This is a genomic window from Methyloceanibacter caenitepidi, assembly GCF_000828475.1.
GTDB lineage: Bacteria > Pseudomonadota > Alphaproteobacteria > Rhizobiales > Methyloligellaceae > Methyloceanibacter > Methyloceanibacter caenitepidi.
Genome location: NZ_AP014648.1, coordinates 3,349,165 through 3,375,398 on the forward strand (window position 1 = coordinate 3,349,165; position 26,234 = coordinate 3,375,398).

General features: G+C 64.0%; 25 protein-coding genes, 1 tRNA gene and 1 pseudogene. 16 read left to right on the plus strand and 11 right to left on the minus strand.

The window, feature by feature from the left end; translation table 11 throughout:
* Window positions 1-152: 152 nt before the first annotated feature.
* Window positions 153-563, minus strand: a complete 411-nt coding sequence (locus GL4_RS16015) for a hypothetical protein (protein WP_045369001.1) — start codon at window positions 561-563, stop codon at window positions 153-155.
* A gap of 519 nt (window positions 564-1,082) precedes the next feature.
* Here GL4_RS16015 and GL4_RS16020 point away from each other — a divergent pair.
* The 4 genes and pseudogenes from GL4_RS16020 to GL4_RS16035 all read left to right on the plus strand — a co-directional run.
* Window positions 1,083-4,238 (plus strand): helicase-related protein, encoded by a 3,156-nt coding sequence (locus tag GL4_RS16020; protein WP_082025728.1) that lies wholly within the window; start codon window positions 1,083-1,085, stop codon window positions 4,236-4,238.
* A gap of 9 nt (window positions 4,239-4,247) precedes the next feature.
* The gene (locus tag GL4_RS16025) at window positions 4,248-4,613 is read left to right on the plus strand and encodes an RNA-binding S4 domain-containing protein (protein WP_045369002.1); all 366 of its coding nucleotides are present in this window, start codon (window positions 4,248-4,250) and stop codon (window positions 4,611-4,613) included.
* A gap of 225 nt (window positions 4,614-4,838) precedes the next feature.
* Window positions 4,839-5,177, plus strand: coding sequence for a ferredoxin FdxA (gene fdxA / locus GL4_RS16030; RefSeq protein WP_045370383.1), 339 nt, complete (start codon window positions 4,839-4,841; stop codon window positions 5,175-5,177).
* A gap of 392 nt (window positions 5,178-5,569) precedes the next feature.
* Window positions 5,570-6,133 (plus strand): annotated as a pseudogene (locus tag GL4_RS16035) (CarD family transcriptional regulator); the annotation flags it as partial.
* A gap of 92 nt (window positions 6,134-6,225) precedes the next feature.
* On the opposite strand, the gene GL4_RS16040 reads toward GL4_RS16035, so the two are convergent.
* The gene (locus GL4_RS16040; RefSeq protein ID WP_082025729.1) at window positions 6,226-7,125 is read right to left on the minus strand and encodes a thermonuclease family protein; all 900 of its coding nucleotides are present in this window, start codon (window positions 7,123-7,125) and stop codon (window positions 6,226-6,228) included.
* A gap of 129 nt (window positions 7,126-7,254) precedes the next feature.
* On the opposite strand from GL4_RS16040, the gene ppk2 reads away from it, so the two are divergent.
* Complete coding sequence (gene ppk2 / locus GL4_RS16045) at window positions 7,255-8,184, plus strand: polyphosphate kinase 2 (protein ID WP_045369007.1); 930 nt, start codon at window positions 7,255-7,257, stop codon at window positions 8,182-8,184.
* A 35-nt stretch (window positions 8,185-8,219) separates the two neighbouring features.
* Here ppk2 and GL4_RS16050 read toward each other — a convergent pair whose 3' ends face one another.
* A complete protein-coding gene (locus GL4_RS16050; RefSeq protein WP_197539051.1) occupies window positions 8,220-9,644 on the minus strand; it encodes a multicopper oxidase family protein in 1,425 nt (474 codons plus the stop codon).
* A 171-nt stretch (window positions 9,645-9,815) separates the two neighbouring features.
* On the opposite strand from GL4_RS16050, the gene GL4_RS16055 reads away from it, so the two are divergent.
* Window positions 9,816-9,892, plus strand: a tRNA-Arg gene (locus tag GL4_RS16055).
* Window positions 9,893-10,094: 202 nt separating this feature from the next.
* Here the strand turns inward: GL4_RS16055 and GL4_RS16060 are convergent.
* The 3 genes from GL4_RS16060 to GL4_RS16070 all read right to left on the minus strand — a co-directional run bounded on the left by GL4_RS16060 (window position 10,095) and on the right by GL4_RS16070 (window position 11,758).
* Window positions 10,095-10,883, minus strand: a complete 789-nt coding sequence (locus GL4_RS16060; protein ID WP_082025730.1) for a substrate-binding periplasmic protein — start codon at window positions 10,881-10,883, stop codon at window positions 10,095-10,097.
* 9 nt (window positions 10,884-10,892) lie between these two features.
* Complete coding sequence (locus GL4_RS16065; protein WP_045369009.1) at window positions 10,893-11,189, minus strand: hypothetical protein; 297 nt, start codon at window positions 11,187-11,189, stop codon at window positions 10,893-10,895.
* 164 nt (window positions 11,190-11,353) lie between these two features.
* A complete protein-coding gene (locus GL4_RS16070; protein ID WP_052464716.1) occupies window positions 11,354-11,758 on the minus strand; it encodes an Ivy family c-type lysozyme inhibitor in 405 nt (134 codons plus the stop codon).
* Between the two features lie 169 nt (window positions 11,759-11,927).
* Between GL4_RS16070 and GL4_RS16075 the strand changes: the two genes are divergently transcribed.
* The 8 genes from GL4_RS16075 (at window position 11,928) to GL4_RS16105 (ending at window position 20,823) form a co-directional block, all read left to right on the plus strand.
* On the plus strand, window positions 11,928-13,640 hold the full coding sequence (locus tag GL4_RS16075) for an ABC transporter ATP-binding protein/permease (protein WP_052464838.1): 1,713 nt from the start codon (window positions 11,928-11,930) through the stop codon (window positions 13,638-13,640).
* The gene (locus GL4_RS16080; protein WP_045369010.1) at window positions 13,637-15,301 is read left to right on the plus strand and encodes an amino acid ABC transporter ATP-binding/permease protein; all 1,665 of its coding nucleotides are present in this window, start codon (window positions 13,637-13,639) and stop codon (window positions 15,299-15,301) included. The genes GL4_RS16075 and GL4_RS16080 overlap by 4 nt, the downstream gene beginning before the upstream one ends.
* 108 nt (window positions 15,302-15,409) lie before the next feature.
* Window positions 15,410-17,071, plus strand: coding sequence for a cytochrome ubiquinol oxidase subunit I (locus GL4_RS16085; protein WP_045369011.1), 1,662 nt, complete (start codon window positions 15,410-15,412; stop codon window positions 17,069-17,071).
* 5 nt (window positions 17,072-17,076) lie between these two features.
* Window positions 17,077-18,243: a cytochrome d ubiquinol oxidase subunit II gene (gene cydB, locus GL4_RS16090; RefSeq protein ID WP_045369012.1), complete on the plus strand. Its 1,167-nt coding sequence runs from the start codon at window positions 17,077-17,079 to the stop codon at window positions 18,241-18,243.
* 17 nt (window positions 18,244-18,260) lie between these two features.
* Complete coding sequence (cydX, locus tag GL4_RS17325; RefSeq protein WP_082025731.1) at window positions 18,261-18,395, plus strand: cytochrome bd-I oxidase subunit CydX; 135 nt, start codon at window positions 18,261-18,263, stop codon at window positions 18,393-18,395.
* A gap of 167 nt (window positions 18,396-18,562) precedes the next feature.
* Entirely contained in the window at window positions 18,563-19,387 is an 825-nt protein-coding gene (locus tag GL4_RS16095; RefSeq protein WP_045369013.1) for a 3-hydroxybutyrate dehydrogenase, read from the plus strand.
* 106 nt (window positions 19,388-19,493) lie between these two features.
* Complete coding sequence (locus GL4_RS16100) at window positions 19,494-20,327, plus strand: LssY C-terminal domain-containing protein (RefSeq protein WP_045370391.1); 834 nt, start codon at window positions 19,494-19,496, stop codon at window positions 20,325-20,327.
* Between the two features lie 211 nt (window positions 20,328-20,538).
* Entirely contained in the window at window positions 20,539-20,823 is a 285-nt protein-coding gene (locus GL4_RS16105; protein ID WP_045369014.1) for a hypothetical protein, read from the plus strand.
* A 29-nt stretch (window positions 20,824-20,852) separates the two neighbouring features.
* Here GL4_RS16105 and GL4_RS16110 read toward each other — a convergent pair whose 3' ends face one another.
* Window positions 20,853-21,227: a hypothetical protein gene (locus GL4_RS16110; RefSeq protein WP_045369015.1), complete on the minus strand. Its 375-nt coding sequence runs from the start codon at window positions 21,225-21,227 to the stop codon at window positions 20,853-20,855.
* A gap of 149 nt (window positions 21,228-21,376) precedes the next feature.
* On the opposite strand from GL4_RS16110, the gene GL4_RS16115 reads away from it, so the two are divergent.
* Together GL4_RS16115 and GL4_RS16120 are read left to right on the plus strand one after the other, a co-directional pair.
* Window positions 21,377-22,255: an ion transporter gene (locus GL4_RS16115; protein ID WP_045369016.1), complete on the plus strand. Its 879-nt coding sequence runs from the start codon at window positions 21,377-21,379 to the stop codon at window positions 22,253-22,255.
* Window positions 22,256-22,298: 43 nt separating this feature from the next.
* Complete coding sequence (locus tag GL4_RS16120) at window positions 22,299-22,778, plus strand: hypothetical protein (RefSeq protein WP_045369017.1); 480 nt, start codon at window positions 22,299-22,301, stop codon at window positions 22,776-22,778.
* Between the two features lie 10 nt (window positions 22,779-22,788).
* On the opposite strand, the gene GL4_RS16125 is transcribed toward GL4_RS16120, so the two are convergent.
* From GL4_RS16125 to GL4_RS16140, 4 genes are all read right to left on the minus strand, one after another.
* Complete coding sequence (locus GL4_RS16125) at window positions 22,789-23,412, minus strand: hypothetical protein (protein ID WP_045369018.1); 624 nt, start codon at window positions 23,410-23,412, stop codon at window positions 22,789-22,791.
* A gap of 64 nt (window positions 23,413-23,476) precedes the next feature.
* Complete coding sequence (locus GL4_RS16130; protein WP_045369019.1) at window positions 23,477-24,400, minus strand: 3-hydroxybutyryl-CoA dehydrogenase; 924 nt, start codon at window positions 24,398-24,400, stop codon at window positions 23,477-23,479.
* A 41-nt stretch (window positions 24,401-24,441) separates the two neighbouring features.
* Entirely contained in the window at window positions 24,442-25,392 is a 951-nt protein-coding gene (locus GL4_RS16135; protein WP_045369020.1) for an electron transfer flavoprotein subunit alpha/FixB family protein, read from the minus strand.
* Window positions 25,393-26,142 (minus strand): electron transfer flavoprotein subunit beta/FixA family protein, encoded by a 750-nt coding sequence (locus tag GL4_RS16140; RefSeq protein ID WP_045369021.1) that lies wholly within the window; start codon window positions 26,140-26,142, stop codon window positions 25,393-25,395. It lies immediately after the preceding gene.
* Window positions 26,143-26,234 lie beyond the last annotated feature (92 nt).

Sequence of the window (26,234 nt, forward strand, 5' to 3'; positions counted from 1 at the left end):
CGTGATCACATGACGACCAGCTGCACATGCGACACGGTATTAATCTGCCAGCCGTAGCCACGCCGAGGGCGGGCGTGTGCGCAACATGGGGTTCTCGGCAGGCCCCATCATGTGCGGAAATAGCGGGCACCCGTAGCCCACGGGTGCCCGACTTACTTTCTATAAAGAAATTTGGTTCGCTGGATTTTCTTTGAGAGTTTCCTGCCACTGATTCTGTGAAAGGTCGACACCCAGACTTCGCCACCCTGCGAAGCTGACTTCAGACCTACTACGAACGTCTCCCCCGTTTCCTTGAACGTCCAAAAAACCGTGGCGCAACGCTCCCGCCGCTGATCATCAGTCCGGTATTCTCCCTCACGGATCGCTAGGAAGAGCAACTGAAGTTCTTCGTAGCCAATTTCCGGATGCTTCATTCGGATCTTTTTGATCTCGTTGCTACCCAAGAACACGACGGCGGGATGACACCGCATGTGTTCGGCAACAGGACGCGGCAAATCACCAACCGGAAGGGCGTCCTTCTGTCCGAGCAGCGTCTGCATCAAGTGGCTAAGTTCGATAGGCATCTTGTCGCGATCGGTGGAAGAAGCGAATCGGAGAACTTCGTTTCTCAAGGCTACCGAGCGTCGGCGGCGACAACCATCAAACTATGACCCAAAGTGGCATTATCGGCAGGCGCATCAATTGCGCGCGGCCAATACCGACAGGAGGCTCTAGCCGACAGCGACCTTAAACTGCACGCGCACCTGCGAAACATAGCGCCGTTCCCCAAGCACCATCCGTTAACGGCCCCCCAAAGCACAACATGTTGTAGGGAACGGGCTGCGAAAATTTACGATCCCCTGATTCGCCCCTGCTCTGTTCCCGTTGCGATCCGGCGCACATGAAACCCTTGTAAGAAAGCAAAACTAGATGTAGCGCGCGAGCATTAGGCCGCTTACATGTGCACGGCGGGCTCCGCGCCTGCGTCGTTGTTCCGTTTTGGAACGGAACATAAGTCGAATACCCTGGAGTCAGCGATTCGGACGGGATTCGTTCTCCCCCCGTTCGCGGCTGCCACCGGATCGCCTTAAGAATTTCTCCGTATGTCCAAAGCCTTATCCACGCAATCCACAGGCAGCCCGGCCACCGGTGCGCCGACGACCGGGGCTCATGGTCCGCCCAATCGCGGGCGCGGCGTCACCGCCGTGCTCGGTCCGACCAACACGGGCAAGACTCATCTCGCCATCGAGCGCATGCTCGCCCACGAGGTCGGGGTCATCGGCCTGCCCCTGCGGCTGCTCGCCCGCGAGGTCTACGAGAAGGTCGTGGCCAAGGCGGGCGCCGGCCAGGTCGCGCTCATCACCGGCGAAGAGAAGATCAAGCCGCCCCGCGCGCGCTTTTATGTGTGCACCGTGGAAGCCATGCCGCGCGAGCTCGAGGCCGACTTCGTCGCCATCGACGAGATCCAGCTTGCCGCCGACGGCGAGCGCGGTCACGTCTTCACCAATCGCCTGTTCCATGCGCGCGGCACGTCCGAGACGCTGCTGCTGGGCGCAGCGACGATGCGCGATGCCATCCGCGAGCTGCTGCCCGGCGCTAACCTCGTCTCGCGGCCGCGCTTGTCGAGCCTGTCTTATGCGGGCGAGAAGAAGATCACGCGGCTGCCCCGCCGCTCCGCCATCGTCGCCTTCTCGGCGAACGACGTGTACGCCATCGCCGAACTCGTGCGCCGTCAGCGCGGCGGTGCGGCCGTCGTCCTCGGCGCTCTGTCCCCGCGCACCCGCAACGCGCAGGTCGCGCTCTATCAGAACGGCGACGTGGACTATCTGGTGGCGACGGACGCCATCGGCATGGGGCTCAACCTCGATCTCGATCATGTCGCCTTCGCGGGCGTGCGGAAGTTCGACGGCCATACCCACCGCAACCTGACCCCGTCCGAGATCGGACAGATCGCCGGCCGCGCCGGACGCCATATGAACGACGGCACTTTCGGCGTCACGGGGCAGGCGCAGCCGTTCGACGCCGAATTGATCGAGCGGCTGGAGACCCACAGCTTCGACCAGGTGGGCGTCCTGCAATGGCGCAGCCGCACGCTGGACACGTCCTCCATCGAGGCGCTCAAAGAGAGCCTGCGCGAAATGCCCATCCACCCGCGCCTCACCCGCTCCCGCATGGTGGACGACGTGATCGCGCTGGAGAACGTGACGCGTGACGAGGCCGTATGCGACATGGCCAAATCGCCGGCGGCGGTCGGCCTGCTTTGGGACATGTGCCAAATTCCGGACTATCAGCGCGTCTCCCCGGCGGACCATGCGGACCTGGTCGGGGACCTGTTCGGCTTCGTCATGAGCGACGAAGGCAAGATCCCCGAGGACTGGTTCGCCCGCCAGGTGGCCCAAGCCGACCGGACCGAAGGCGACATCGACACACTTTCCAATCGCCTGGCGCAAATTCGTACCTGGACATTTGTGTCCCACCGCGCTCAATGGCTGGACGATCCGGAGCACTGGCAAGAGCGCACCCGATCGATTGAGGACAAATTGTCCGACGCGCTTCATGAACGCCTGACACAACGCTTCGTCGACCGGCGAACCAGCGTGCTCATGCGGCGGTTGCGCGACAAGGAGGAGATGATGGCCGAGATCGGCGACGACGGACAGATCCTGGTCGAAAACCATTTCGTGGGCCGCCTCGACGGCTTCCGCTTCACGCCGGATGCGGCGGGTGAAGGCATTCACGGCAAGGCTGCGCGCAACGCCGCCACGCAGATCCTGGCGAGCGAGCTTGCGCAGCGGGCCGATGCGCTCGGTTCCGCGGCCGACGATGCGATCACGCTGTCGAGCAATGGCCGCATCCTGTGGCAGGGCTGCGAGATCGGCCGGCTCGTGGCGGGCGACACGGCTCTCAAGCCGCGCATCGAACTCTTCGCCGATGAGAATTTGAGCGCGCCCGACCGGGACCGGGTCGCCGCACGCCTGGACGCCTGGCTGACCGCTCATCTCGACGCGAAGCTCAAGCCGCTGATGGACCTCAGCCGCGCGGACGACCTGACGGGGCTCGCGCGCGGCCTCGCCTTCCGTCTCACGGAGAACCTCGGCGTGCTCCGCCGCGAAGGGGCCGCGGAGGACATCAGGGCGCTGGACCAGTCCGACCGCGGACAATTGCGGAAATACGGCGTGCGGTTCGGGGCCTTCAATCTCTATTTCCCCGCGCTTCTGAAGCCGGCGGCGGCGGAACTGCTGTTGCAGCTCTGGGCGCTCCACGGCGGCGGCGAATACGGCATCGATATCGACGCCATGCCGGAGCGGCCCCAGCAGGGCCTGACCTCCGTCCCGGCCAACGACGCTCTGCCGGAGCCCTATTGGCGCGCGGCCGGGTTCCATGTGGCGGGAAGCCGTGCGGTGCGCATCGACATGCTCGAGCGGCTGTCGGACCTGATCCGCGCCCGCGTTACGTGGCGGCCTGCGAAGACGACCGAGTCGCCTGCGCCGGCGGCGAAGTCCGGTGCGGAAACCACGGCTAAGACGCCAGAGGCCGTGGCGGCAACTACGGAGGCTCCGGCCCCTGAAACCGAAGGCGCACCCGCCGACACAGCCGCGACGGCACAAACCGCACCGGAAGCAAAGGCCAAGCCCGAGGCACCGCAGCCGCCCTCCGGCGCGACCGGCGACGGCGGGTTCCGGGTCGTGCCGGAACTCATGTCCATGGTCGGCTGCTCGGGCGAGGAATTCGCATCCATCCTGCGCGGGCTGGGCTTCCGGCTCGAGCGGCGGAAGATCGAAGTCCCTCCCGAGGCGAACGCCGCCACCGGCGGGCCCTCGGTTCAAGAACCCGAGGCTCTAGAGGCTCCGGCGCAAATCGAGGTCGCCGAGGCAGCCGCTGCTCCGGCAGAGCCCGAACCCGTCTTCGACGAGATCTGGCGCCCGGCGAAGCGCCGGCATCAGCAAAGCCAACACCAGCGCGGCAAGGGCCGCCATGGGGGCCGGGCCGAGGCCAAGCAGGCGAGCGACGGCGCGGAGCAACCGCACCGTCAACGGAGCCGGCAAGGGGAGCATCAGGGCAAACCCAATAAGAAGAGCCGGCAACACGGCAAACCGCCCCGAAAAGGCGGCAAAGGCGATCGCTTCGGCGGCCAGGGCAAGAGTAAGGAATGGAGTTCGTCGCCCAAGCGGGAGCAGGCGGCTGAGAACTCGCCCTTCGCCGCCCTCAAGGATCTGCGCGATAGCTTGGCGGCGCGCGGCCGCTCGGGCCGAAGCTAGGACGGCCGCGTGACGGGCCAGCGCCTCGACAAATGGCTCTGGTGCGCGCGGGCCGCAAAGACCCGCTCCGCCGCCGCACGGCTCATCGCGGACGGCAAGGTCCGGATCAACGGCGAGCGGGTGCGGAAGCCCAGCCGGATCGTGCAACGCGGCGACGTCATCACGGCGACGCCTCCCGGACGGCTGGTGGTTTGGCGCATCCTCGATGCCGCGGACCGGCGCGGGCCCGCGCCCCTGGCCCGGACCCTCTATGAGGATTTGACCCCGCCGGTCGGCGAGACCGAAACGGGGTCCGCCCGCGAGGCCCGCGTGGGCGCCCGGCCCACCAAGCGGGACCGGCGGCGCATCGATACATTCCGGACGTTTTGGAGCTAGAAACGGACCTTGAATGCGCGCGGGCGCGCGTTGCGGAAATTCAGCCTCAACGAGCGGCAGAAAGCCGCAAATCCATCCTATTAATTGGGGTTTCCGGGCAGGCCCCACGCCTTGTGCTGCCGACACTATTGCTATAGGCAGGGCTCCTTCTCCCGCGGGCTTTGCTGAGAGCCTGAGCTGGGCTTAAGAAACCGGGCTGGGACAGCCCTATGGCATGTGGAATCGATGACATACGTCGTCACTGAATTATGCATTAAGTGCAAGTACACCGACTGTGTCGAGGTGTGCCCCGTGGACTGCTTCTACGAGGGCGAGAACATGTTGGTCATCCATCCTGACGAGTGCATCGACTGTGGCGTCTGCGAGCCGGAATGCCCGGCCGACGCCATCAAGCCGGACACGGAGCCGGATCTCGATAAGTGGCTCGATGTGAACCGGGACTACTCGGAGACTTGGCCGAACATCACCACCAAGAAGCCCGCGCCGCCGGATGCCGACAACTTTCTGACCGAGCCCAACAAGTTCGAGAAGTACTTCTCCGCGGAGCCCGGCGAAGGCGATTAGGACCTGAATGGCCACTCTCGGACGCCGCCAAAAGGCGGCCTCGCGTTAACCTTTCGGTCAAAATGCCACAGGCACCGCCTTGAAATTGGCGGTGCTGCCGAAGCGCTCGACTTCCGATTAGGCGTTTTTTGTGATATGGTGTGTTCGAAATGGCGCAAACTGTCGGCGCGTGAGGCACCAAGAGAGGCGAGCCGGTTGGGCGCGCTTTTTTTCTGAGCTTCGAAGGAGTTGAGCGGTCAGGCACCCCTGATCGAGCGCTTCCTTATTGTCAGCGAGACGCCCACTGGGCGAAGCCAGCGAACCCGTCGCTGCCCTTATTCGACGCAGACAAGCTCACGCGCCTAAGTTCCGATGCGCCCCACGACTTTCAACAGCGAGGCGAGCATATGGCGGAAAAGAAGAGACCCCAGCAACGGAACGGATTTCGGACGAACGAGTACATCGTGTACCCCGCGCATGGCGTGGGCCGTATCATGTCGATCGAAGAGCAAGAGATCGCCGGTGCGAAGCTCGAGCTGTTCGTGATCAATTTCGACAAGGACAAGATGACCCTTCGGGTGCCGACCACGAAGCTCGAGAGCGTCGGCATGCGCAAGCTGTCCGAAGACAAGATCGTCAAGAAGGCCCTGATCACGCTCAAGGGCAAAGCCCGCGTGAAGCGCACCATGTGGTCGCGTCGCGCCCAGGAATACGAAGCCAAGATCAACTCAGGCGATCTGATTTCTATCGCCGAGGTGGTCCGCGACCTATACCGGTCCGAGGCTCAACCGGAGCAGTCCTACTCCGAGCGCCAGCTTTACGAAGCCGCCCTCGACCGCATGGCGCGTGAACTCGCCGCCGTCGAGAAGCTGGACGAGGAGAGCGCCGTCGCCAAGATCGACGACATCCTCGCGAAGTCGGCGCGCACGAACAAGGCCGCCGCAGAGGCTGCCGAGGCCGGGAAGGCTGCCGCGTAAGGCAAGCGTCCCTGAGACAAGATGAGACAAGGCCGGGCCTCGCGCCCGGCCTTTTCAATTGGAGCGGTTCGGCCGCGGCCCCGGAGGCGAGATCAGCCGGAGCCAGGCGAAGGCTCCAGGATCTCAATTTCTTCCGGATGTGAAATCTCGATCATCGGGCCGTTCCACCACTCGACCCAGCCGCGCACGCGGATCCGCCGCCCCGGCAAGCTGAGAAGGTCGAGCCCCGCCGCTTCCAGAACCGGAAGCCGCTTGCGCTTGATGACCACGGTGAAATCCTCGCGCCAGTCTTCGGCGAAATTCATGTAGACGCGCGTCTTCCCTTCGCCGATGCCCTGCACCTGCCCCTCGACGAGCTGGTAACTGTGACGGCGATAACCGAGCGATTTCGGCTCGTGCGCATCGCGCACCTGATAGGTCAGCGAACGCCATATCCCGAGTCTTCCTTCCCGCGCCTGGGCCTCTGCCGCTAAGAGCGGCCCAAGGCAGGCGCTCATGTCGGGCTGGGCTGCGACACGGGCGAGACCTTGTCCCACCAGCTTCTCTTGAACCCATACCGGCTCACCGTCGCGGGTGAGGAACACCTGCGCCAGCAAACGCCCGTACCGGTCCTCCTGCCGCGCATCGAAATGGAGGCTGACCGAGGCGCCTTGCACGAGTTCGTTCAGCGCCTGCCGGGCTTGTGCCGCGAAAGGCCATGGGTCGGTGCCGTCCCAATCCGGCGGCGGCGCCGGCGCCAGCACGTCGAGCAGCCTCACCTCCCGGCCGTCCTCGAGTGCGAGCGTCTCCCCGTCGGAAACCGAGGCCACAGCCACCGTCTCGCCCGCGGGCAGATCGCACGTCTCTGCAGCCGCCTCGGACGCCGGCACGCCAAGACCAAGGGCAACGGCACCGCTGATCGCAAGGGTACGGATGCACATGCCGCATTCTACGGAGCCCGCAGGCTCTCGAACAAGGCGCACGCATAGCACAAGCGCCCTCGGCAACGTCATCGACCGGTTGCCTTTGTCGAGTTCTTATTCGGTGTGGTGCCGCCGCTGACACAAAAGCTTTAATCTCGCTGGCGAGAGTTGTCGCTGAGCCGACGACCCCACCCAAACGACGAACAACGAGTGAGCCCAATGACCGACGATCGCGAAGAGACTGGCAGAAAGAGCATGAAGGACTGGGTCGCGGCCGAACTCGAAGAGACTCTCGACGAGACGCTCGAAGCCGAACTCTCCGAGCCGATGCTGAGCGAGGAACTGCGGCAGATCTACAAAGAAGCCCATCCCAACGCGCTCGACCGGCGCATCTACCTCAAGAATCTCCTGCGGCTGCAGGCCGAGCTCATCAAGATGCAAAGCTGGGTCGAGGCGACCGGGGCCAAGGTTCTGATCCTCTTCGAGGGCCGCGACTCCGCCGGCAAGGGAGGCGTCATCAAGCGAATCACGCAGCGGCTCAATCCACGCACGGCCCGGGTTGTCGCGCTGCAAAAGCCCTCGGAGAAGGAGCGGACCCAGTGGTACTTCCAGCGCTACGTCCCGCACCTCCCCTCGGGCGGCGAGATCGTGCTGTTCGACCGCTCCTGGTACAACAGGGCCGGCGTCGAGCGCGTCATGGGGTTCGCAAGCGAGAACCAGGTCGAACGGTTCTTTCAAGACGTGCCGGAATTCGAACGCATGCTCGTACGTAACGGCATCATCGTCTTGAAGTACTGGCTCTCGATCACCGACGAGGAGCAGCAGCTCCGGTTCATGATCCGCATCCACGATCCCATGAAGCAGTGGAAGCTGTCACCGATGGACCTGCAGTCGCGCGTCCGCTGGGAGCAGTACACCAAGGCCAAGGAGGAGATGTTCGCGCGCACGAGCATTCCCGAAGCGCCGTGGTACATCGTGGAAGGCAACGACAAGAAGCGCGAACGGCTCAATTGCATCGAGCACCTACTGTCGAAGATTCCTTACGAGGACGTGCCCTACGACAAGATCGAGTTGCCGGAGCGGGTCTTCAGCCCCGACTACGACCGCAAGACACTGCCGCCCGAGCTCTACGTGCCGAAGATCTATTAGGAGAGCTTACGGAGCAGCGGACGCCGCGCGGCCCCTCAACTCACGCGGATGAAACCGGCGAGCCCCGACTTCTGGTGCTCGATCACATGGCAATGGAAAGCCCAATCGCCGGGGTTGTCGGCCACGAATCCGATGTCGATCGTCTCTTCCTTGTCCAGAACAACCGTGTCAGTCCAATTGGACGGCAGCACGCGCTTGTTCGACCGCAAGGGGCGGAACACCTGCCCGTGGAGATGAATCGGGTGCCGGTTCGGGCTCGAATTGCGTAGGCGCAACACATAGGCCTTGCCGAGCTCGAGCTCCGCGACCGGCGCGATCCCCTTGGCCGCGTCTCCCGGCCACGGCTTGCGGTCGATGGACCAGAACGTGTAGCCGAACGACCCGCAGAAGCCGTTATTGGGCTTGAGACCGTCCGGCGACCAGCCGAAGACCATCTCAACCACCTCCAGCCCCTTCGGATCGAAGTCCGGAACGTCGTTGGGCGGCAGCGGCTTCAACTCGTCGAGCGAACGGCCAAGGCTTGGCCCGGTCGCGCGCAGCGTCGCCAGCTTGCGCGTGCGCTGGAGGGACCGGTAGGTCACCGCGATCTCTTCGCCGTGCCTGTCCGGCATCCGCAGCGCCACGTCGAGCCGCTGACCCGGCGCAACAAGGATAGGCTCCTCCGTCGTCGGCCAAGGCAACTCTTCGCGCAACGGATGACCGTCGGCGCCGATAATGCGTCCCTCCCCGCCCTCGAAGGTGAGCGGATAGAAGCGCGTGGTGTCGGTCGCGCCGAGGCGCAGGCGCACCAGCGAGCCGGCCGGATGCTCGTAGACCGGGTTCTGTTCCCAGTTCGCCGTCATCACCGTGCCGAACGTGCCGGCGCGCGCGGCCGCCCGCGCCGAATACAGCTGCATGAACTGATCGTCCTTGCCAATGCGAAAGTCGCGCAGGTTCAGGACCGTCTCCCCGTCGAACCCTGGCTCCTCCGTTTCGGCGACGACGATGATCCCGGTGAGCCCGCGCGCGATCTGCTCCATGGTGCGGCAATGGGGGTGATACCAGTAAACCCCGGCATCTTTCGGCGTGTAGGCGTAACGCCACGTCTCGCCCTTTTGGATCGGGAACTGCGTGAGATAAGGAACGCCGTCCATCTCGTTGGGCACACGCAGACCATGCCAGTGGACCGTCGTGGCCTCGTCCAGCGTGTTGGTCACATCGATCGCGAACGGCTCCCCCTGCCGCATGCGCAAGACGGGCGGCGGCGCGTCGGGAAAGACGCTGACCATGTTGTCCGTCACCGCGTCGCGCAGACGGTAACGCGCCGTTTGGATTCGCAACGCGGGCGGCGTCGCCTCGGCGGACGCATTCCCGGCAGACTTGGCGAGCGTCGAAACCCCTACCGGGAGCGCTAGACCAGCCGCCCCGCCGCCGGCCAGCGCCAGGAACGACCGGCGATCCATCTTCGGGCCCTTTTTCATTAGAATATTTCCAATATTTTCAATGCCCTATGCGAAACCCTACGCGCTCAAACCGCATGCTTCCAGGGGGAGATGCGACCTGAAAGCCGCGTCACGTTGTCTTGTGCGGGGAGCGAGAGCGCGGCCGACGGGCTGGCGAAATCCGAGGCTACGGTGTAGCAACGACAGCGGGACCCCGTAGCTCAGTAGGATAGAGCATCAGATTCCTAATCTGAGGGTCGCAGGTTCGAATCCTGCCGGGGTCACCAGCCAAGACACCATCTCGCGTCTCGGCGCGCATGACGGAACGTGGTCCGCCGCGTGAAGCGGAGAATGAGGCCGCAGCGGACTACACGCGCCCGCTCCGTGCTAGAGAGCAGGCGCGTGCCGAAGTCAGACAGTCGTCTTGAGTTGCGACCCGATCGTGAGCACAGGCAAAGCGTAGCTTCAAAGCCTACCTTTCCTTGCGCCCTACTTCTTCGCTTGAGCCTTGTCCCAGGCTGAGGTGGCGTCCTTGATCATCCCGTCGAAGCTGCCGTCCGTGGTCAAGTCCGTGACTCCCTGGCCAAAGCCCTCGGCCAACGACCGGCAAGGCGACTTCTTGGAGAACGCAACGAACATCTCAGCGGTCAGCAGCGCCTGGTCGAGCGGGACGACTTTGTCCTTCAGCCCGTCCTTTGCCGCCTCGGCGGTTCCGGGATAGTACCCCGCGATCAAATAGTCGGCCTTTCCCGACATAAGCATCTCGAAGGCTTCTCCGATGCCGTCCGCGCGTGTGACATCGAGTTTATCCTTCATGAAGGCATCGAACTCGTTGCCGTAGCTCTCGCCCTTGTTCGTCACGCCCTTCTTGCCGACCAGATCGTTCTTGTCTTTGAAAGGGAACTGCTTCCCCTTGACCACAAAGACCGCCACGTCGTCGTACATGAATGCGGGTTGGACGTAGTCGAGAAAACCGGCACGCTCGTCGTTGTAGTAAATGCCGAAGATGAGATCGGCCTTGCCGTCGCGCGTAGCAGCTTGCGCTTCTTCCCAGGTGCCCATGTATTTCGACGTGAGTGGCACCTTGAGGGTCTTGGCGATCGCCGCGACGAGCTCTGGAGCAGCGCCGGCGATGTTGTCGCCGTCCTTAAATGCGATGACCGGATAGGCCGGATGGCCGGTGGCCGTAATCCTGGTGCAGCTTTCGTCCGCAAAGGCATTGCTGCAGGCAAGTCCAAGGGCGGCGCTAATAGCGAAACAAGCAAATTTGTTCATCATTGAAACCCTCTAACGACCCATCTGTGCCTTGATGCGATCCACCTCGGCTTGAGAAATCTTTCCAGCCCGAACCAGTGCTTTGACGCACGCTGGCGACAAGCTCGGACCTGCCTTCTTCATGCAAAGATTGAGCGCCGAAGTTTGCAGCCCGTACTCGCCGCAGAATTTCTTGTAGTCGTTGACGCAATACGTCTCCATGTCCTTGGAGATATTGCCGGCTTGTGCCCATGCCACCGACGGGGTCGCTCCCCCGACACACGCGAGCACGGAAAGCGCGATCGCCGATCTCGAACCTTTGAACGTCATCCACCGCCTCCTCTTGGTTTGTCCCTACGGTATGCAGTGCCAACTAGGGCCGTTTGTGGGCGATGCCCCCATTCCGAGACGGCTTGCGGAAATCTTGCTCGTGCAGAGATCTCGCCCCGGAGAGACATGGCGAGATGCGGCCAGCTTCGAGAGCGAAGCGTCAGCTACTCGACAGCGTTCTGGATCGCCGCCTGGACGGCGGCGTCGGGCTTGCCGAGCCAGCGGCGCTTGCCGTCGTCGATCAGAAGTCCCCATGCCTGCCGCGCGTCGGGCGCGAACAGCGCATAAACTTCGTTCCCGCCGCAATTGTGCGGCTCGCAGATCCAACCGAGCGTATAGGGCTGCCCCGCCACCGGAATCGTCTTCACCGGCGCGGCGACGGCGCCTTGCGTCTTGGTGAAGGTATTGACCCACGCCGGCAGCTTTTCGCCCGCGACCATCGCTTTCCAAGCTTCGAGATAGGCCGGCTGTTGCTCCATCAGATCGGGTAGATACGGCTCCTCCGGGGCCTGCGCCATCGCCGGCGCGGCTCCAAGCAGGACAAAAGCAAGCAGGATTCTCGCAAGCATCGATTTTACCTCAACGAAGAAAGGGCGCCGACCTTAGCATGCGCCCCCTGAAGTAGAAGCACCGGCCAGACCCACGCGGATCATTCTGGTATGGCAAGACTTCGGTTTAGGCCGGCGACGGCACCGTACGCGGATGGAGCGGCGTACTGCGTGGCATAAAGAGGGCGTGATGGACGACAGCACAGAACAAGACGAGGCCCACAGGCGGCGCGCCCAGGCACGCATCATTGCGCCCGTCCGCGATACGCTGCGCCGCGCCGCGTTGCTCGCGGTGGCCGCCGGACTCATCTGGCCGCTTCAGGCCGCACTGATCGCGTGGGTCATCTCGATCTGGGTGACGAGCGGGGGCTCGGACACAGGGGCGGCGGATAACGCGCTCCTGGCAATCGCAGGCTTCGTCGCACTCGGCGTCATACGGGCCGGTCTCGACCGCCTGTCGGGCCGGCTCCTTTTTGACGCCGCCGACCGCACTATCGCCCGGGAACGGGCGATCTTGATCCGGCGTGAGGCCCGTAACCCGTCCGAGGCCGGATCGGCCGAAGTCTCGGCGCTCGCCGTGCAGAAGCTGCCCCTGCTCCAGGCATGGGTGACGCGCTACCACGTCGCCATGATGCGCACGGCGGTCCTGCCCCTGGCGCTTGCGGTGCTCGCCTTCACCATATCCTGGGCTGCCGCCCTGATCCTGCTGATCTCGGGGCCGCTGATCCCGATGTTCATGGCGCTGGTCGGCATGGCGGCGGAAGACGCCTCTCGCCAGCAGATGCGCGAGATCGGCTCAATGAACGACATGCTGATGGAGCGGCTGTCGGCCATGCTCGACATCCGCCTGCTGGGCGCCACGAAACGGGCGGCCCGCGATTTCGAGACGCGCGCCGAGAGCTTGCGAGAGAAAAGCATGGCGGTGCTGCGCATCGCCTTCCTCTCCTCGACGGTGCTCGAACTGTTCGCGGCCATCGGCGTGGCGATGATGGCGGTCTTTGTGGGCTTTTCGCTCCTTGGCGAACTGAACTTCGGCACCTGGGGCACGCCCCTCAGCTTGCGGGAGGGGATATTCCTGCTCCTGATCGCGCCGGAATTCTTCCAGCCCATGCGGGACCTTGCCGCCGCTTGGCACGACCGTGCCGCCGGCTACGCGGTCGTCGCCGACCTCGACGCCCTCGACGAAGCCGAGCGCGTGGCCTTGGTGGGCACGGGCGCGCGCGCCGCTCCCCTCGAAGGACAGGCCACCGTCGCTGTGTCCAAAGCGGTCGCCGCGCTGCCCGGCCGCGCGCTTCCCCTCCCCGACCTCCAGCTGAAGGCCGGAGAGTCCGTCGCGCTGACCGGCCCCAGCGGATCGGGCAAGACGACGGCGCTCGCAAGCATTGCCGGGCTCGTGCCGCTGGATGCGGGCGCCATCACGGTCTGCGGGCACACGCTCGATGCCCAGACGGCGGATGCCTGGCGCGCACGCCTGTCGCTGATCCCTCAGCGGCCGCATTTTCCCGACGAAACACTTCGTGTTTGGCTCGATCCTGAAGACACGGGGCGCGATCCGTCGCCCGCCCTCGACATCGCCGGCGCGCGCGATGTCGTCGAACGATTGCCCCATGGACTCGCCACGACGCTTGGCGAGACGGGCGGCGGCGTGTCGGGCGGCGAAGCGCGCCGTTTGATGATCGCGCGCGCGGCCCTCGACGACAGCAACGTGATCCTCGCCGACGAACCGACGGCAGACCTCGACGCAGAGACCGCCAAGCGCATCATCGAGGCCCTGGTACGGCTGAAGGACCAAGGCCGGACGCTGATTGTCGCCACCCACGACCCCGCGCTGGCCGCCGCTATGGACCGACAAGTGCATTTGCCTCTGATGCACGCACCCTTCGCATCCGAGGGGGCTTCATGAAGGCGGTCGTGCATGTCTTGCGCTTTCTGCTGCGCGCGGCGCCATGGGCCATGGCTCGCGGCGCCTTGCTGTCGATCACGGTGCTGCTCATGGGTGCGGCCCTGCTCGGCCTGTCCGGCTGGTTCATCACGGCCTCGGGACTCGCAGGGCTCGCCGGCATCGGCATCGGTTTCGATTTCTTCCGCCCCTCGGCGGGGGTCCGTTTCCTCGCGCTCGGCCGTGCCGCGGCCCGTTACGGCGAGAGACTGCTCACCCACGACGCCACTTTGCGCGCGCTGGCAAAGTTGCGCGTGCGGCTGCTCGAACAGGAGGCGACGCGCGACGCGCGCGGCCTCATGCAATTGCGCAGCGAGGGCGTGCTGACGCGCATCGTCGCCGACGTGGACGCGCTGGACGGGCTCGCCTTGCGGCTTCTACTTCCGGTCATGGCGGCACTGCTCGCCCATGTCGCCGTCTTCTGGGTTCTGGGGTGGCTCGTTGGCTGGCAGATGGCCTGGGCCATCCTCATCGGCTATGTGCCGCTTGCAGCGTTGATCCTGTGGCGCCTCGGGCGTGGGGGGCTGCACCCATCGCACACGGCTGAGATCGAGGCCCAAAGCCTGCGCCGTGGCATCATCGACGTGATCCGCGACCGCGAAGCGCTAATTCTGCGCGGCCGCATCGGCGCGCGGGAAGACGCGCTGCTTGCGACCGATGAGAAGCTGCGGGCCGCGGCACGACGGCTGGACGAGGCCGAGCGCTCGGCCGGGTTCCGCTTGAGCGTTCTCGTGACGGTCGTCGCGGGCGCGGCGCTGGCGATCGGCGGCTGGCTGGTGACGGACAACGCGACCGGCGCCGCCGTGGCCGCCATCGGCGTGTTCGTGGCGCTGGCCCTCGCCGAGACGGTCCTGCCGCTGCGGCGTGGCTTCGCAGAACTGGGACGCATGGCGGGCGCAGCACGGCGCATCGGTGGATTCGACGCAACTCAGCCCTTGCCCCCTGCGACCCCGCCGAGCAGCGACCACCCGCCATCGAGTTATCCGAGTTCCGAGGAACGGGCGCCCATACTTGCGATTCGCCGGCCGGATTTCAGCCTCGACCTGCGCCCGGGCGAAGCCGCCGCCCTCACGGGCGCTAGCGGCATCGGCAAAACGACCCTCCTGCTCCAGATCGCCGGGCTCCTGCCAATGACCCCGCATGACGGCTGCGAGGCAATCGCCGTCCTTGGAAGATCCCCACGCGACTGGGAAGAGACGGCGGTCAGGGAGATCGTCACCATGGTGCCGCAGCGCAGCGCGCTCCTGCGAGGCAGCGTCCGCGAGAATTTGGCCCTGGCCGCCGATGCGACCGACGCGGAGATGTGGGCCGCCTTGGCGGCGGCGGACCTCCATCACACGCTCGACGCGCGCGGCGGGCTGGATACACAACTCGGCGAAGCTGGCGCCGGTCTTTCAGGCGGACAGGCCCGGAGGCTGTGTCTGGCGCGCGCCGTGCTGAAGCGGCCCCGCCTCCTGCTACTCGACGAGCCCACCGAAGGGCTCGACGATGAAAGTTCACACCTCGTACTTATTGGCATTCGCCGGGCGTTGCCGGATGCTGCTATTGTGGCTGCGCTTCATCGGGGCTCTGGGCACCCCGTCTTCGGGCAGCGGTATGCCCTGTCGGTTTCACCCCGCATTTGAGGTATGTCACAGTGTCCCTGTGACAGGGTGATAAGAGCGTCCCGCACGCCGTGGCCATAGGGTCGCTGGGCTGAGAAGTGCGCACAAAAAGCTGGGAGACCGTTTGTCATGGAACTCGGTGTCGTTGAACTTTCGCGGCTGCAATTCGCGATGACAGCGATGTATCACTTCCTCTTCGTCCCGCTGACGTTGGGTCTGTCGATCATCATCGCCATCATGGAGACGGTCTATGTGATGACCGGCCGGCCGATTTGGCGGCAGATGACCAAGTTCTGGGGCACCCTCTTCGGCATCAACTTCGTTTTGGGCGTCGCGACGGGCATCACCATGGAGTTCCAGTTCGGCATGAACTGGAGCTATTACAGCCACTATGTCGGCGACGTTTTCGGAGCCCCGCTCGCCGTCGAGGGCCTCATGGCCTTCTTCCTCGAGGCGACCTTTGTGGGCCTGTTCTTCTTCGGCTGGGACAAGCTTTCGAAAGTTGGCCATCTCACGGTGACCTGGCTGGTGGCGCTCGGCTCCAACCTTTCCGCGCTCTGGATCCTGATTGCCAATGGCTGGATGCAGAATCCTGTCGGCTCCGTCTTCAACCCCGACACGATGCGAATGGAAATGACGTCGTTCTACGACGTGCTGTTCAACCCTGTCGCACAAGCCAAATTCGTCCACACCGTTTCCGCCGGCTATGTCACCGCCTCGGTCTTCGTGCTTGGCGTCTCGGCTTGGTACCTGCTGAAGGACCGCCATGTGGAGCTGGCCCGCCGGTCCATTTCCGTCGCGGCCGCGTTCGGCCTGGCCTCGGCGCTTTCCGTCGTCGTGCTGGGCGATGAATCGGGCTACACGGCGAGCCACACCCAGAAGATGAAACTCGCCGCGCTCGAAGCCATGTGGAAGACGGAGAAACCGCCGGCCTCGTTCACCCTGATCGGCTTCCCTGATCAGGAGGCCCGCGAGACGCACTACGCCGTCCACATTCCCTGGGTCATGGGCATTATCGGCACGCGGTCCCTGACCGAACCGATCCCCGGCATCGAAGAACTCGTCGCCGAAGCGCAGAAGCGCATCGAGAGCGGGATCATCGCCTACGACGCGCTGATGAAAATCCGCGCCGAACGGGAGGCGGCCCGGGCAAGCGGCGCTCGGCCGGATAGAGACGCCTCCGCCGTGACGATTTCGCCGGAGCTTCGTAAAGCGTTCGAGGACAACTCCGACAATCTGGGTTTCGCGCTCCTGTTGAAACGCTATGTGGACGATCCAGCCAAGGCGACGCCGGAGCAGATTGTGAAGGCCGCCAACGACACGATCCCCGGGGTCGCCCCGCTCTTCTGGGCGTTCCGCATCATGGTCGGCTTCGGCTTTCTGTTCATCGCCTTCATGGCCTACTTCTTCTGGAAGTCGAGCTTCGGCGGCGAGCGCTATCCGCGCTGGGCATTGATCTTCGCGGTGTGTCTCATCCCCGCGCCGTGGATCGCGGCCGAGATGGGCTGGTTCGTTGCCGAATTCGGACGCCAGCCCTGGACCGTCGACGGTGTTCTTCCCACCGCATTGTCCGCGAGCCAGCTCTCGGTGCAGGACCTGCTCATCACCTTGGCCGGATTCGTCACCTTCTACTCGATCCTCTTCATCATCGAGATGGCCCTGATGATCAAATTCATCCGCATGGGGCCGCACCAGGATGTCGAGGAAACAGAAGCCTGGCAGGCGCAACATGAGCGCCGGCTGGGCGCAATGGACGACGGCGCCCTCGCCGCGCCGACCCCTGCGGAGTAAATGCCATGATCCTTGCCGACTTGATCACATACGACGTCCTTCGCGTCATTTGGTGGGTGCTTCTGGGCGTGCTCCTCATCGGGTTCGCGATGACGGACGGCTTCGACATGGGCGTTGGCGCGCTTCTCCCCTTCGTGGCGAAGACCGACATCGAGCGCCGCATCGCCATCAACACGGTGGGCCCTGTCTGGGAAGGCAACCAAGTCTGGTTCATCCTGGGCGGCGGCGCGATCTTCGCGGCGTGGCCACTCGTCTACGCGGTCAGCTTCTCCGGATTCTATCTGGCGATGTTCGCCGTCCTCGCGGCGCTCATCTTGAGACCCGTCGCGTTCAAATATCGCTCCAAGCGCGACGCAAAGGCATGGCGCAGCACCTGGGACTGGGCGCTGTTTGTCGGCGGCGCGGTGCCGGCCCTCATCTTCGGTGTCGCGGTCGGGAACGTTCTCCAAGGCGTGCCCTTCAGGCTGACGCCCGAGCTCGTCTCCTATTACGAGGGCAGCTCCTACCTGTGGAAATTCCTCGACCTGCTCAATCCCTTCGCGCTTCTGACGGGCATCGTGTCCGTAACCATGCTGCTGACCCATGGCGCGGCCTGGCTCGCCTTGAAGGCCGAGGACCCGGTGGCCGCACGGGCGCGGTCCATCGGATCGGTGACGGGTATGGTGACCATCGCCGGCTATGCCCTGGCCGGCCTATGGCTCGCCTTCGGCTTCCAGGGCTACGCCATCGTGGGCGAAGCCGTGACCGACGGACCGTCGAACCCGCTCTTTTCCGAGGTGGTTCGCACCAGCACATGGCTGACCGCCTATGCCGACCGGCCATGGATCGTGATCGCACCGATCCTCGCTTTCGCCGGCATGATCATGGCTGTGCGGGACCTGCGCTCGGACCGCGAAGTCTCCACGCTGCTGTGGTCGCAGCTGGGGATTTTCGGCGCCATCTCGTCCGTCGGACTGACGATGTTCCCATTCATCCTGCCGTCGTCGTTCGATCCGAACTCTTCGCTGACCGTCTGGGATGCATCGTCGTCCCACAACACGCTGTTCATCATGCTGATCGCGACGGTCATCTTCATGCCGATCGTCCTCGCCTACACGGCCTGGGTCTACAAGGTCCTGTGGGGCAAGGTGACCGAAGCGGAGGTGACCGGCTCCTCCGACTCCGTCTACTAAGAAAGGAGCCCGACACAATGTGGTATTTCGCTTGGCTTCTCGGGTTGCCCTTGGCCGCGATGTTCGCGGTCGTGAACGCGATGTGGCTGGAGATGCAGCGCGACCGGATGCTGATCGAGCAGCAGGGCGGCGACGAACGCGGCGACGCCTAGACGGTCCGGATCCCGATGGGCTGCGGCAGAGCTTCCCGGCGCTGCTGACCGGCTCCCACGTGTGACCGCTTGCGTCATAGTTCCCACAAGACGGGCACGCTAACCTGTACCCAGCATCGGCCCGACCCGGCCGTGACCGGTACCGGACAGCGAAGGACGCAAGGACGATGGACCTCATGACCACCGCGCAAGGCACTGCCGCGACCCCAAGCCTGAAAGACAAAGTCTCCCTCGTCACCGGCTCGACCAGCGGCATCGGCCTCGGCGTCGCCCGTGCGCTCGCTGCCGCCGGGTCCGCCGTGGTCCTCAACGGGTTCGGCGATCCCGACGAAATCGACGCGGCGGAGAATGCGATCGCCGAAGAATTCGGAGTGCCGGTGACCTATTCCGGCGCGGACATGTCCAAGCCCGAGGACATCGAAGAGATGTTCAAGCTCGTTCTGGGCGAATTCGGCACAATCGATGTCCTGGTCAACAATGCAGGCATTCAGCACGTTGAGCCACTCGAGACATTCCCGGTGGCCAAATGGGACGCGATCCTGGCGATCAACCTGAGTTCGGCCTTCCATACCACCCGGCTCGCTCTGCCCGGCATGGTCGAGAAGGGCTGGGGCCGGATCATCAACGTGGCCTCGGCGCATGGCCTCATCGCCTCGCCGTTCAAATCCGCCTATGTGGCGGCCAAGCACGGCATGGTCGGCTTGACCAAGGTCACAGCGCTGGAGACGGCCGAGAAGGGCATTACCTGCAACGCCATCTGCCCCGGATACGTCTACACGCCGCTCGTGGAAAAGCAGATTGGCGAACAGGCGGAAGCCCACGGCATCCCGCGCGAAGACGTCATCCGCAACGTTCTCCTGGCCGGCCAGCCCAACAAGCGCTTCGCGACCGTGGAAGAGCTGGGCGGCATTGCCGTCTTCCTGACCTCCGAGGCCGCGACCTCGATCACCGGCACCACCATCTCCGCCGACGGCGGCTGGACGGCGCATTAGCTGCTGGAGCGCCGGCCACTTTGATCACGCACCAGCGCACCGCGCGCCTGAGAAGGGTGCTTTCTCTGCGGCGCGCCGGGCGCGAATCTGTGCTCTATTGAGCGCCGTGAGACTCGTGATTCTGATCCTGCAGCGTCTGGCGGTCCTTGCGCTCGGCGCCGTTGGCATCTGGCTGATCGTCAACGTATTCCAGTGGGTCGACGGGGAACTGCCGTCGGTCCTCGCGCTCGCGGCCACCTATGGCCTCGCGGCCTACGTGATCCTGCCCTATATCGTGCGGATGGGCCTCATGGTCCTCCGGCACAAACACGTGCCGAGCTTCACCCTTACCGGCGACGGCCTGCCGGGCGACCCCGTCAACTTGGCCTTGGAGGGGACCTTCGATGAACTGCGCGCCGCCTTCGCCAAGGCGGGGTGGCACGAGGCCGACCCGCTCACGCTGTCGAGCTCCTGGGGCATGGTCCGGGCGTTCGTGCTGAACACGTCCTATCCCAAGGCGCCGTTCTCGACGCTCTACCTGTTCGGCCGAGGCCAGGACATCGGCTTCCAGAAGCCCATCGGCAAAAGCCCGCGCAAACGCCACCATGTCCGGTTCTGGGCGAAGTGCCTGACCGAGGCCCAGACCGTGGACGATGTTTTCTGGCATGGAACCAACAGGCCCGACACCCGCGAGCGGGTGCTTTGGGTCGGAGCCGGCACCAAGGATACCGGCTTCTCCCTGACGCGCCTCACCTTCCAGATCACCCATGCGACCGACGCGGACACCAACGCCGAACGGGATTTCATCATGGCCGAGCTTTCCCGCAACGGCACGATCGGCGTCGTCGACCTGTACGAGGCGGGCGAGGAACTCGCGGCCGGCAAGGTGAACCACTACGTGACCGACGGGATCATCGCGGTCGCGCCACTCCTGACGGATCAGAGACCGCAGGCGACGTGAACCGCAAAATGGCGTGCGCCACAGGGAGAAAGCCCCGGCCGCACGAGGCGCCCGGGGCTTCCTAAGGACTAGATAATAGTCAGGGAAGTACGGACTGTAGACCTGTCTCATGACAGATTTGCAACAATCCGCACCACAAGAGGCCCCGGCTAAGTCATTATTGTGCCGACGAAATTGGCTAGGGTGGCCGGATCACGAGGAGACGCTGGCAATGCGAATGATGATGCGGTTCTCAATTCCCGTGGAAAGGGGCAACGAAGCCTTCGAGGATGGCACTCTGGGGCAGGTTATCCAGACCGTGATTACCGAGACCAAGGCCGAGGCCGCCTATTTCATGCTCGAGGGGGGCGAGCGCACCGGCTACATCTTTTTCGATCTGGAGGACGTGGCTCTCCTGCCGAAATGGAACGAGATAATGTTCGCCGCACTGGATGCCGCCATCGACGTCGTTCCGGCTCTGACCTTCGACGACCTGAAGCGCGGCCTCTCTTCCTAGCGCTCAGCAGGCGGTCGCCCGCGCCCAGGCTAAGTGCTCGGCGGAGGCGGTGTCCGGTCAGCGGGGCACTTGGCTTGCACGGCCGCATAGGCCTGTAGCCGTCGCCTCTTCGCAGCCTCCCAATTAGCGTAGGCGCTCACCAGCGCCGCCAAGCCAAAGACGGCCACGGCGCCGGACAAAGCCGCCACGACGCCGACCCCCACCACCATTGTCCAGCCCAGCGGGCCAGCGGGGGTCCCAAGAATACCGAGCGTCAACACCAGAATGCCGACGGCCGCGAGAAAAGCGAATACCGAGACGGCGGAGGCCGCAGCCAGCGCCACCATGGTGCCATACGCATCGGACAACTCCAATTCGCGCTGGGCGAGCTCCTCAAGAGCAGCATCGCAACTGTCCTCGGGCATTTCGCAGCACCTCCCTTTTCATGGCTGGACCGCTATGGCCCCTACGGACTATGACGAGCCTTGCGCACCCCCATCCGGCTTTCAACCACAATCCTCGCTAGGATCGCCGGTTGCAGGAGTGCCACGAAGGACCCGATACCGAGAGAAGAATGAACGACAAGACAGTGCTGGACCGGGCCTCCGGTCTGAAAAAGGTCTTCATCGACATCCGCAGCAACAAGATCTTCGAGCTGTTCGTCATCACCGTCATCGTGATTTCGGCGCTCAAGGTGGGCATCGGCACCTACCCGCTCGGGCCCAATCTCACCGTGGGCCTCAAGGCCCTCGACTATGCCGTCACGATCTTCTTCCTGGTCGAGCTTCTCATCCGCCTGGCCGCGGAGCCCAACCTGAAGCGGTTTTTCTCCAAGGGATGGAACGTCTTCGACTTCGTGATCGTGACCGCGAGCCTCATTCCCATCGACGAGAGCGAGATGGCCCTTCTGGGACGGCTCCTGCGCATCTTCAGGGTGCTGCGGCTCGTATCGATGATCCCAGAACTGCAGGTTCTGCTCAACGCGCTGCTGCAGGCGATCCCGCGCATGGGCTACGTCACGCTTTTGATGTTCATCATCTTCTACATCTACGGCGCCGCCGGCAGCATCTTCTTCGCCGAGATCAATCCGACGCTGTGGGGCAACATCTCCATCGCCATGCTCACGCTCTTCCGCGTGGCGACCTTCGAGGATTGGACCGACGTGATGTACGAGACGATGGAGGTCTACCCGCTGAGCTGGATGTTCTATCTCAGCTTCATCTTCCTGGTGGCCTTCATCTTCCTGAACATGATGATCGGCATCGTCATCCAAACCCTGCAGAGCGAGCACGAAAAGCTGGAAGGAAATCCTGACGCGCACGCGCCGGAAATGATCGCAAGCGAGAACCCCATCACCGCCCCGTCGATCGATGCGCGGCTTGCGCGGATCGAGGCACGCCTTGAGACCCTGTCCGGCGCGCTCCTTCCGAACGCCAAGCGCGAGGGGGCTTGAGGGGCGTCTTGCCGGCAAGGCCCGGTGGACGTAAGAAACAACGATGCTCAAGTTCCCCGTCAAAGCGCTCGCCGCGGCGTTGCTGATCTGCGTCAGCACAGCATCCGCCGGCGCCATCGAGAGCGAAACCACCAGCCGTATGCAGCCCTCGTCGGCGCCCCGGCTGGACCCCGCGCATCTCGATCAGGAGCGAGCCTCGCGAGCCGTGCGGGAGAATCGCGGCCAGCGGCATTCTTTGTCCAACATCAGGACCTCGCCGCGTAGGGCAAGACCCGGACCGAACCCGCGGCTGGCGCATGCGGACCTGCCGGACGGCGAACGCTCGCGCGTGGCCGCAAGCCCGCACGCGACGGATCCAGGCGCGCCCCGCGAGGCCATGACCCGATCGGCGACGCGGGACCTGCGCGCGCCGTCGCCGCCCTCTCCACAGCGCGCCGAGCCAAACCTTGCGCCGCGCATGGATATCGCCGACGACACAAGACGCGGACGCGCCACTTTCAAGGATTGGCTCTTCGGCCGCTAACCAGCCTGGCCTAGCGTTCGTTGACGATGAGATTGTCGAAGGTGAACGTGCCGGGCGCGTCGTCCGGCGAAATGCCGTAAAGACCTACGGCGCCGCCATCCTTGGGACGCTTCGCCTTAAAGCGGCGAACCTCTGTGCCGTTTACGAACAGCGTCGCGTCTTTCGGCTGCAGGGCAAGCTCGATGTTGTTCACGGCACCGGTGCCTGTGTTGAGCGCTTTGGTTTCCTGGGTGAACAAGGTCTTCGACTCGCCGTCTTCCATGCGGCGCACCTCAATCCAGCCGTCGGCCCAGACGAAGACCGCGTAATAGTTCTGCCAGTCCTGCCACCAGAACACGACGCCCGCGGGACTGTCCGAAACGTTCGATGCTTCCTCGATGCTCACGTCGACGCAGACCGCCGCGGCCTTCGTCTTCGTCTCGAGGTTGACCACACCGCCCGAGCCTCTGATCTCGAGCGCGCCGTCAGAGACAAGAATGCTGTTGTCGGCGGCCCCCCATGAGACATCGAGGAACTCGAAATCGTCTTCATACAGGGCGTTCTCGGGATCGCAGGCAGCGAACGCACCGTGACCTGCAACGAGCACGGTGAGCGCCACCAGAAGGCCTGCAAAACGCGTGATTGAAGAGCTCATTGCTTTCCTCCCCAAGGGCAGAACACGAGCCTACCCGGCGCAATGCCAATTGAAGTCTGGCGCGTTAGCGCGTGGGCATCGGCTCGTCGCCACGGTAGTCGTAGAAACCGCGATTGCTCTTGCGGCCCAGCCATCCGGCTTCGACGTATTTCACGAGGAGCGGGCATGGCCGATACTTCGAATCCGCAAGTCCCTCGTAGAGGACCTGCATGATGGACAGGCAGGTATCCAATCCGATGAAATCGGCAAGCTGCAAGGGCCCCATCGGATGGTTTGCCCCAAGCCGCATCGCCGTATCGATCGCGTCCACGGAACCCACGCCCTCGTAAAGCGTGTAGACCGCTTCGTTGATCATCGGCAGCAGGATACGGTTGACCATGAAGGCGGGAAAATCTTCCGACACCGCGATGGTCTTGCCCAGCGAGCTCACAAGCTCCCTGGAGCGCGCGAAGGTCGCATCGTCGGTCGCGATGCCGCGGATCATCTCCACCAGCTCCATGACCGGAACCGGATTCATGAAATGCATGCCGATGAAGCGCTCGGGCCGGTCGGTCGTGGCGGCGAGACGCGTGATGGAAATCGAGGACGTGTTCGTCGCAAGGATCGCATCGGGCTTGAGGAACGGACACACCGCTACGAAGATCTTGCGCTTGACCGTTTCGTCTTCGGTCGCCGCCTCGATAACGAGATCCGCGTCCGAGAAGCCTTCGTAATTCTCCGCGAACGAAATCCGGCCGAGAGCCGCATTCTTCTCGTCCTCGGTGATCTTCCCCTTGGAGGCCTGGCGCGTCAGATTCTTGGTGATCGCCCCGACGGCCGCGTCATAAGCCTCTTTGGAAAGGTCGTTGATGGCCACATCGTAGCCGCTGAGCGCGACCACATGCGCGATGCCGCGTCCCATCTGGCCCGCGCCAACGACGCCCACTTTACGAATAGGCTCCACTCTACGCTCCTGCTCCGAAAAGGGACCGGCAAGCGGCCGGCCCATCGTGACTTGCCAAGCCAATCACGCACGCTGCACGCACGTGACTAGTCTCCGTAGCCTGCCTTCTTCAGCTCCTCATTGAGCTCAGGCAAAACCTCAAACAGATCGCCAACGAGACCGTAGTCCGCAACCTGGAAGATCGGGGCTTCCGCATCCTTGTTGATCGCTACGATCACCTTGGAATCTTTCATGCCCGCGAGATGCTGAATGGCGCCTGAAATACCGACGGCGACATAAAGCTCGGGCGCAACGACTTTGCCGGTCTGGCCGACCTGATAATCGTTCGGCATGAAACCAGAGTCCACGGCTGCTCTCGACGCACCGATTGCCGCCCCGAGCCGGTCGGCGACCGGCGCGATAAGCTTCTCGAAATTCTCGCCGGACTCCATGCCGCGGCCGCCGGAAATCACCACGCGGGCCGCCGTCAACTCGGGCCGCTCGCTCTCGGTGATCTCGGCGCCGACAAAACTGGAGGACGGCACCTCGTCACCGGCGCCAACAGTCTCGACGCTCGCTGAACCGCCCTCGCCCGTCGCCGCGAAAGCCGTCGTGCGCACGGTGGCGACAATGGTCTTGTCCGACGTCTGGACGGTCTCCAGCGCATTGCCGGCATAGATCGGCCGCACGAACGTGTCAGGCGACTTTACCTCGATGATGTCGGAGATCTGTCCCACGTCGAGCAATGCGGCCACACGCGGCAGCACGTTCTTGCCCATGGTTGTCGCGGGCGCAAGCAGGACCGAATAGTCCGACATGAGCGGTAAAATCGTCGCCGTCGTGTCCTCGGCAAGGCGGTGGCCCAGTTGCGGCGCATCGGCCAGCAATACCTTGCGGACCCCATCAAGCTTGGCGGCCTCGTCGGCCGCGGCTTGGCAGTCTTCGCCGGCAACCAGGATATCCACGTCGCTTCCAAACGCCTTCGCGGCGGTGAGCGCCTTGGCAGTCGCCGGTGCGAGTGTCTTGTTGTCGTGCTCCGCGAGCAGCAGGACGGCCATCTACAGAACCCCCGCTTCATTCTTGAGTTTGTCGACAAGGGTCGCCACGTCGTCGACCTTGATCCCGGCCTCGCGCGCCTTGGGCTCATTGACCGCGACCACCTTCAGCCGCGGCGCGATATCGACGCCGAGCTCTTCAGGGGTCGTCTCGTCGATCGGCTTCTTCTTCGCCTTCATGATGTTCGGCAGCGAGGCATAGCGCGGCTCGTTCAGACGAAGATCCGTGGTGATCACGGCCGGCTTTGAGAGCGACACCGTCTCCAGGCCGCCGTCGACCTCGCGGGTCACCTTCACCTTGTCGCCGTCAAGCTCGACCTTCGAGGCGAACGTGCCCTGCGGCACATCCAGAAGGCCGGCCAGCATCTGCCCCGTCTGATTGCAATCGTCATCGATGGCCTGCTTGCCGAGAATGACGAGATCCGGCGTCTCGTTCTTGACCACGGCCTGCAGCACTTTGGCCACGGCGAGCGGCTCCACGGTCTGGTCGGTCTTCACCAAAATGGCACGATCCGCGCCCATGGCGAGTGCCGTCCGCAGCGTATCCTGGGCCTTGGCGTTACCGATCGAGACGGCCACGACTTCGCTGGCCTCACCGCGCTCTTTCATACGGACGGCTTCCTCGACGGCGATCTCGCAAAACGGATTCATCGACATTTTGACGTTGGCCAGGTCGACCCCCGTCCCGTCGGACTTCACCCGGACCTTCACGTTGGAATCGATGACGCGTTTGATGGGTACTAAGATTTTCATATGGTCTTTTTGGTCCCCACGAGGGTTTGACTTGCCCCAAAGCCAATATCTCGCACGTGCGAAATGGCGGCGACCGTAAAGCCCGAAATGTC

Coding starts and splice junctions, on each gene's coding strand:
- GL4_RS16020 (WP_082025728.1), top strand. CDS start 1,083: ATGTCCAAAGCCTTATCCACGCAATCCACAGGCAGCCCGGCCACCGGT.
- GL4_RS16070 (WP_052464716.1), bottom strand. CDS start 11,758: ATGCTTGCGAGAATCCTGCTTGCTTTTGTCCTGCTTGGAGCCGCGCCG.
- GL4_RS16060 (WP_082025730.1), bottom strand. CDS start 10,883: ATGATGAACAAATTTGCTTGTTTCGCTATTAGCGCCGCCCTTGGACTT.
- GL4_RS16120 (WP_045369017.1), top strand. CDS start 22,299: ATGCTCAAGTTCCCCGTCAAAGCGCTCGCCGCGGCGTTGCTGATCTGC.
- GL4_RS16125 (WP_045369018.1), bottom strand. CDS start 23,412: ATGAGCTCTTCAATCACGCGTTTTGCAGGCCTTCTGGTGGCGCTCACC.
- GL4_RS16050 (WP_197539051.1), bottom strand. CDS start 9,644: ATGAAAAAGGGCCCGAAGATGGATCGCCGGTCGTTCCTGGCGCTGGCC.
- GL4_RS16095 (WP_045369013.1), top strand. CDS start 18,563: ATGGACCTCATGACCACCGCGCAAGGCACTGCCGCGACCCCAAGCCTG.
- cydX (WP_082025731.1), top strand. CDS start 18,261: ATGTGGTATTTCGCTTGGCTTCTCGGGTTGCCCTTGGCCGCGATGTTC.
- GL4_RS16110 (WP_045369015.1), bottom strand. CDS start 21,227: ATGCCCGAGGACAGTTGCGATGCTGCTCTTGAGGAGCTCGCCCAGCGC.
- GL4_RS16130 (WP_045369019.1), bottom strand. CDS start 24,400: ATGGGCCGGCCGCTTGCCGGTCCCTTTTCGGAGCAGGAGCGTAGAGTG.
- ppk2 (WP_045369007.1), top strand. CDS start 7,255: ATGACCGACGATCGCGAAGAGACTGGCAGAAAGAGCATGAAGGACTGG.
- GL4_RS16105 (WP_045369014.1), top strand. CDS start 20,539: ATGCGAATGATGATGCGGTTCTCAATTCCCGTGGAAAGGGGCAACGAA.
- GL4_RS16085 (WP_045369011.1), top strand. CDS start 15,410: ATGGAACTCGGTGTCGTTGAACTTTCGCGGCTGCAATTCGCGATGACA.
- GL4_RS16080 (WP_045369010.1), top strand. CDS start 13,637: ATGAAGGCGGTCGTGCATGTCTTGCGCTTTCTGCTGCGCGCGGCGCCA.
- cydB (WP_045369012.1), top strand. CDS start 17,077: ATGATCCTTGCCGACTTGATCACATACGACGTCCTTCGCGTCATTTGG.
- GL4_RS16040 (WP_082025729.1), bottom strand. CDS start 7,125: ATGACGTTGCCGAGGGCGCTTGTGCTATGCGTGCGCCTTGTTCGAGAG.
- GL4_RS16075 (WP_052464838.1), top strand. CDS start 11,928: ATGGACGACAGCACAGAACAAGACGAGGCCCACAGGCGGCGCGCCCAG.
- GL4_RS16140 (WP_045369021.1), bottom strand. CDS start 26,142: ATGAAAATCTTAGTACCCATCAAACGCGTCATCGATTCCAACGTGAAG.
- GL4_RS16065 (WP_045369009.1), bottom strand. CDS start 11,189: ATGACGTTCAAAGGTTCGAGATCGGCGATCGCGCTTTCCGTGCTCGCG.
- fdxA (WP_045370383.1), top strand. CDS start 4,839: ATGACATACGTCGTCACTGAATTATGCATTAAGTGCAAGTACACCGAC.
- GL4_RS16015 (WP_045369001.1), bottom strand. CDS start 563: ATGCCTATCGAACTTAGCCACTTGATGCAGACGCTGCTCGGACAGAAG.
- GL4_RS16135 (WP_045369020.1), bottom strand. CDS start 25,392: ATGGCCGTCCTGCTGCTCGCGGAGCACGACAACAAGACACTCGCACCG.
- GL4_RS16115 (WP_045369016.1), top strand. CDS start 21,377: ATGAACGACAAGACAGTGCTGGACCGGGCCTCCGGTCTGAAAAAGGTC.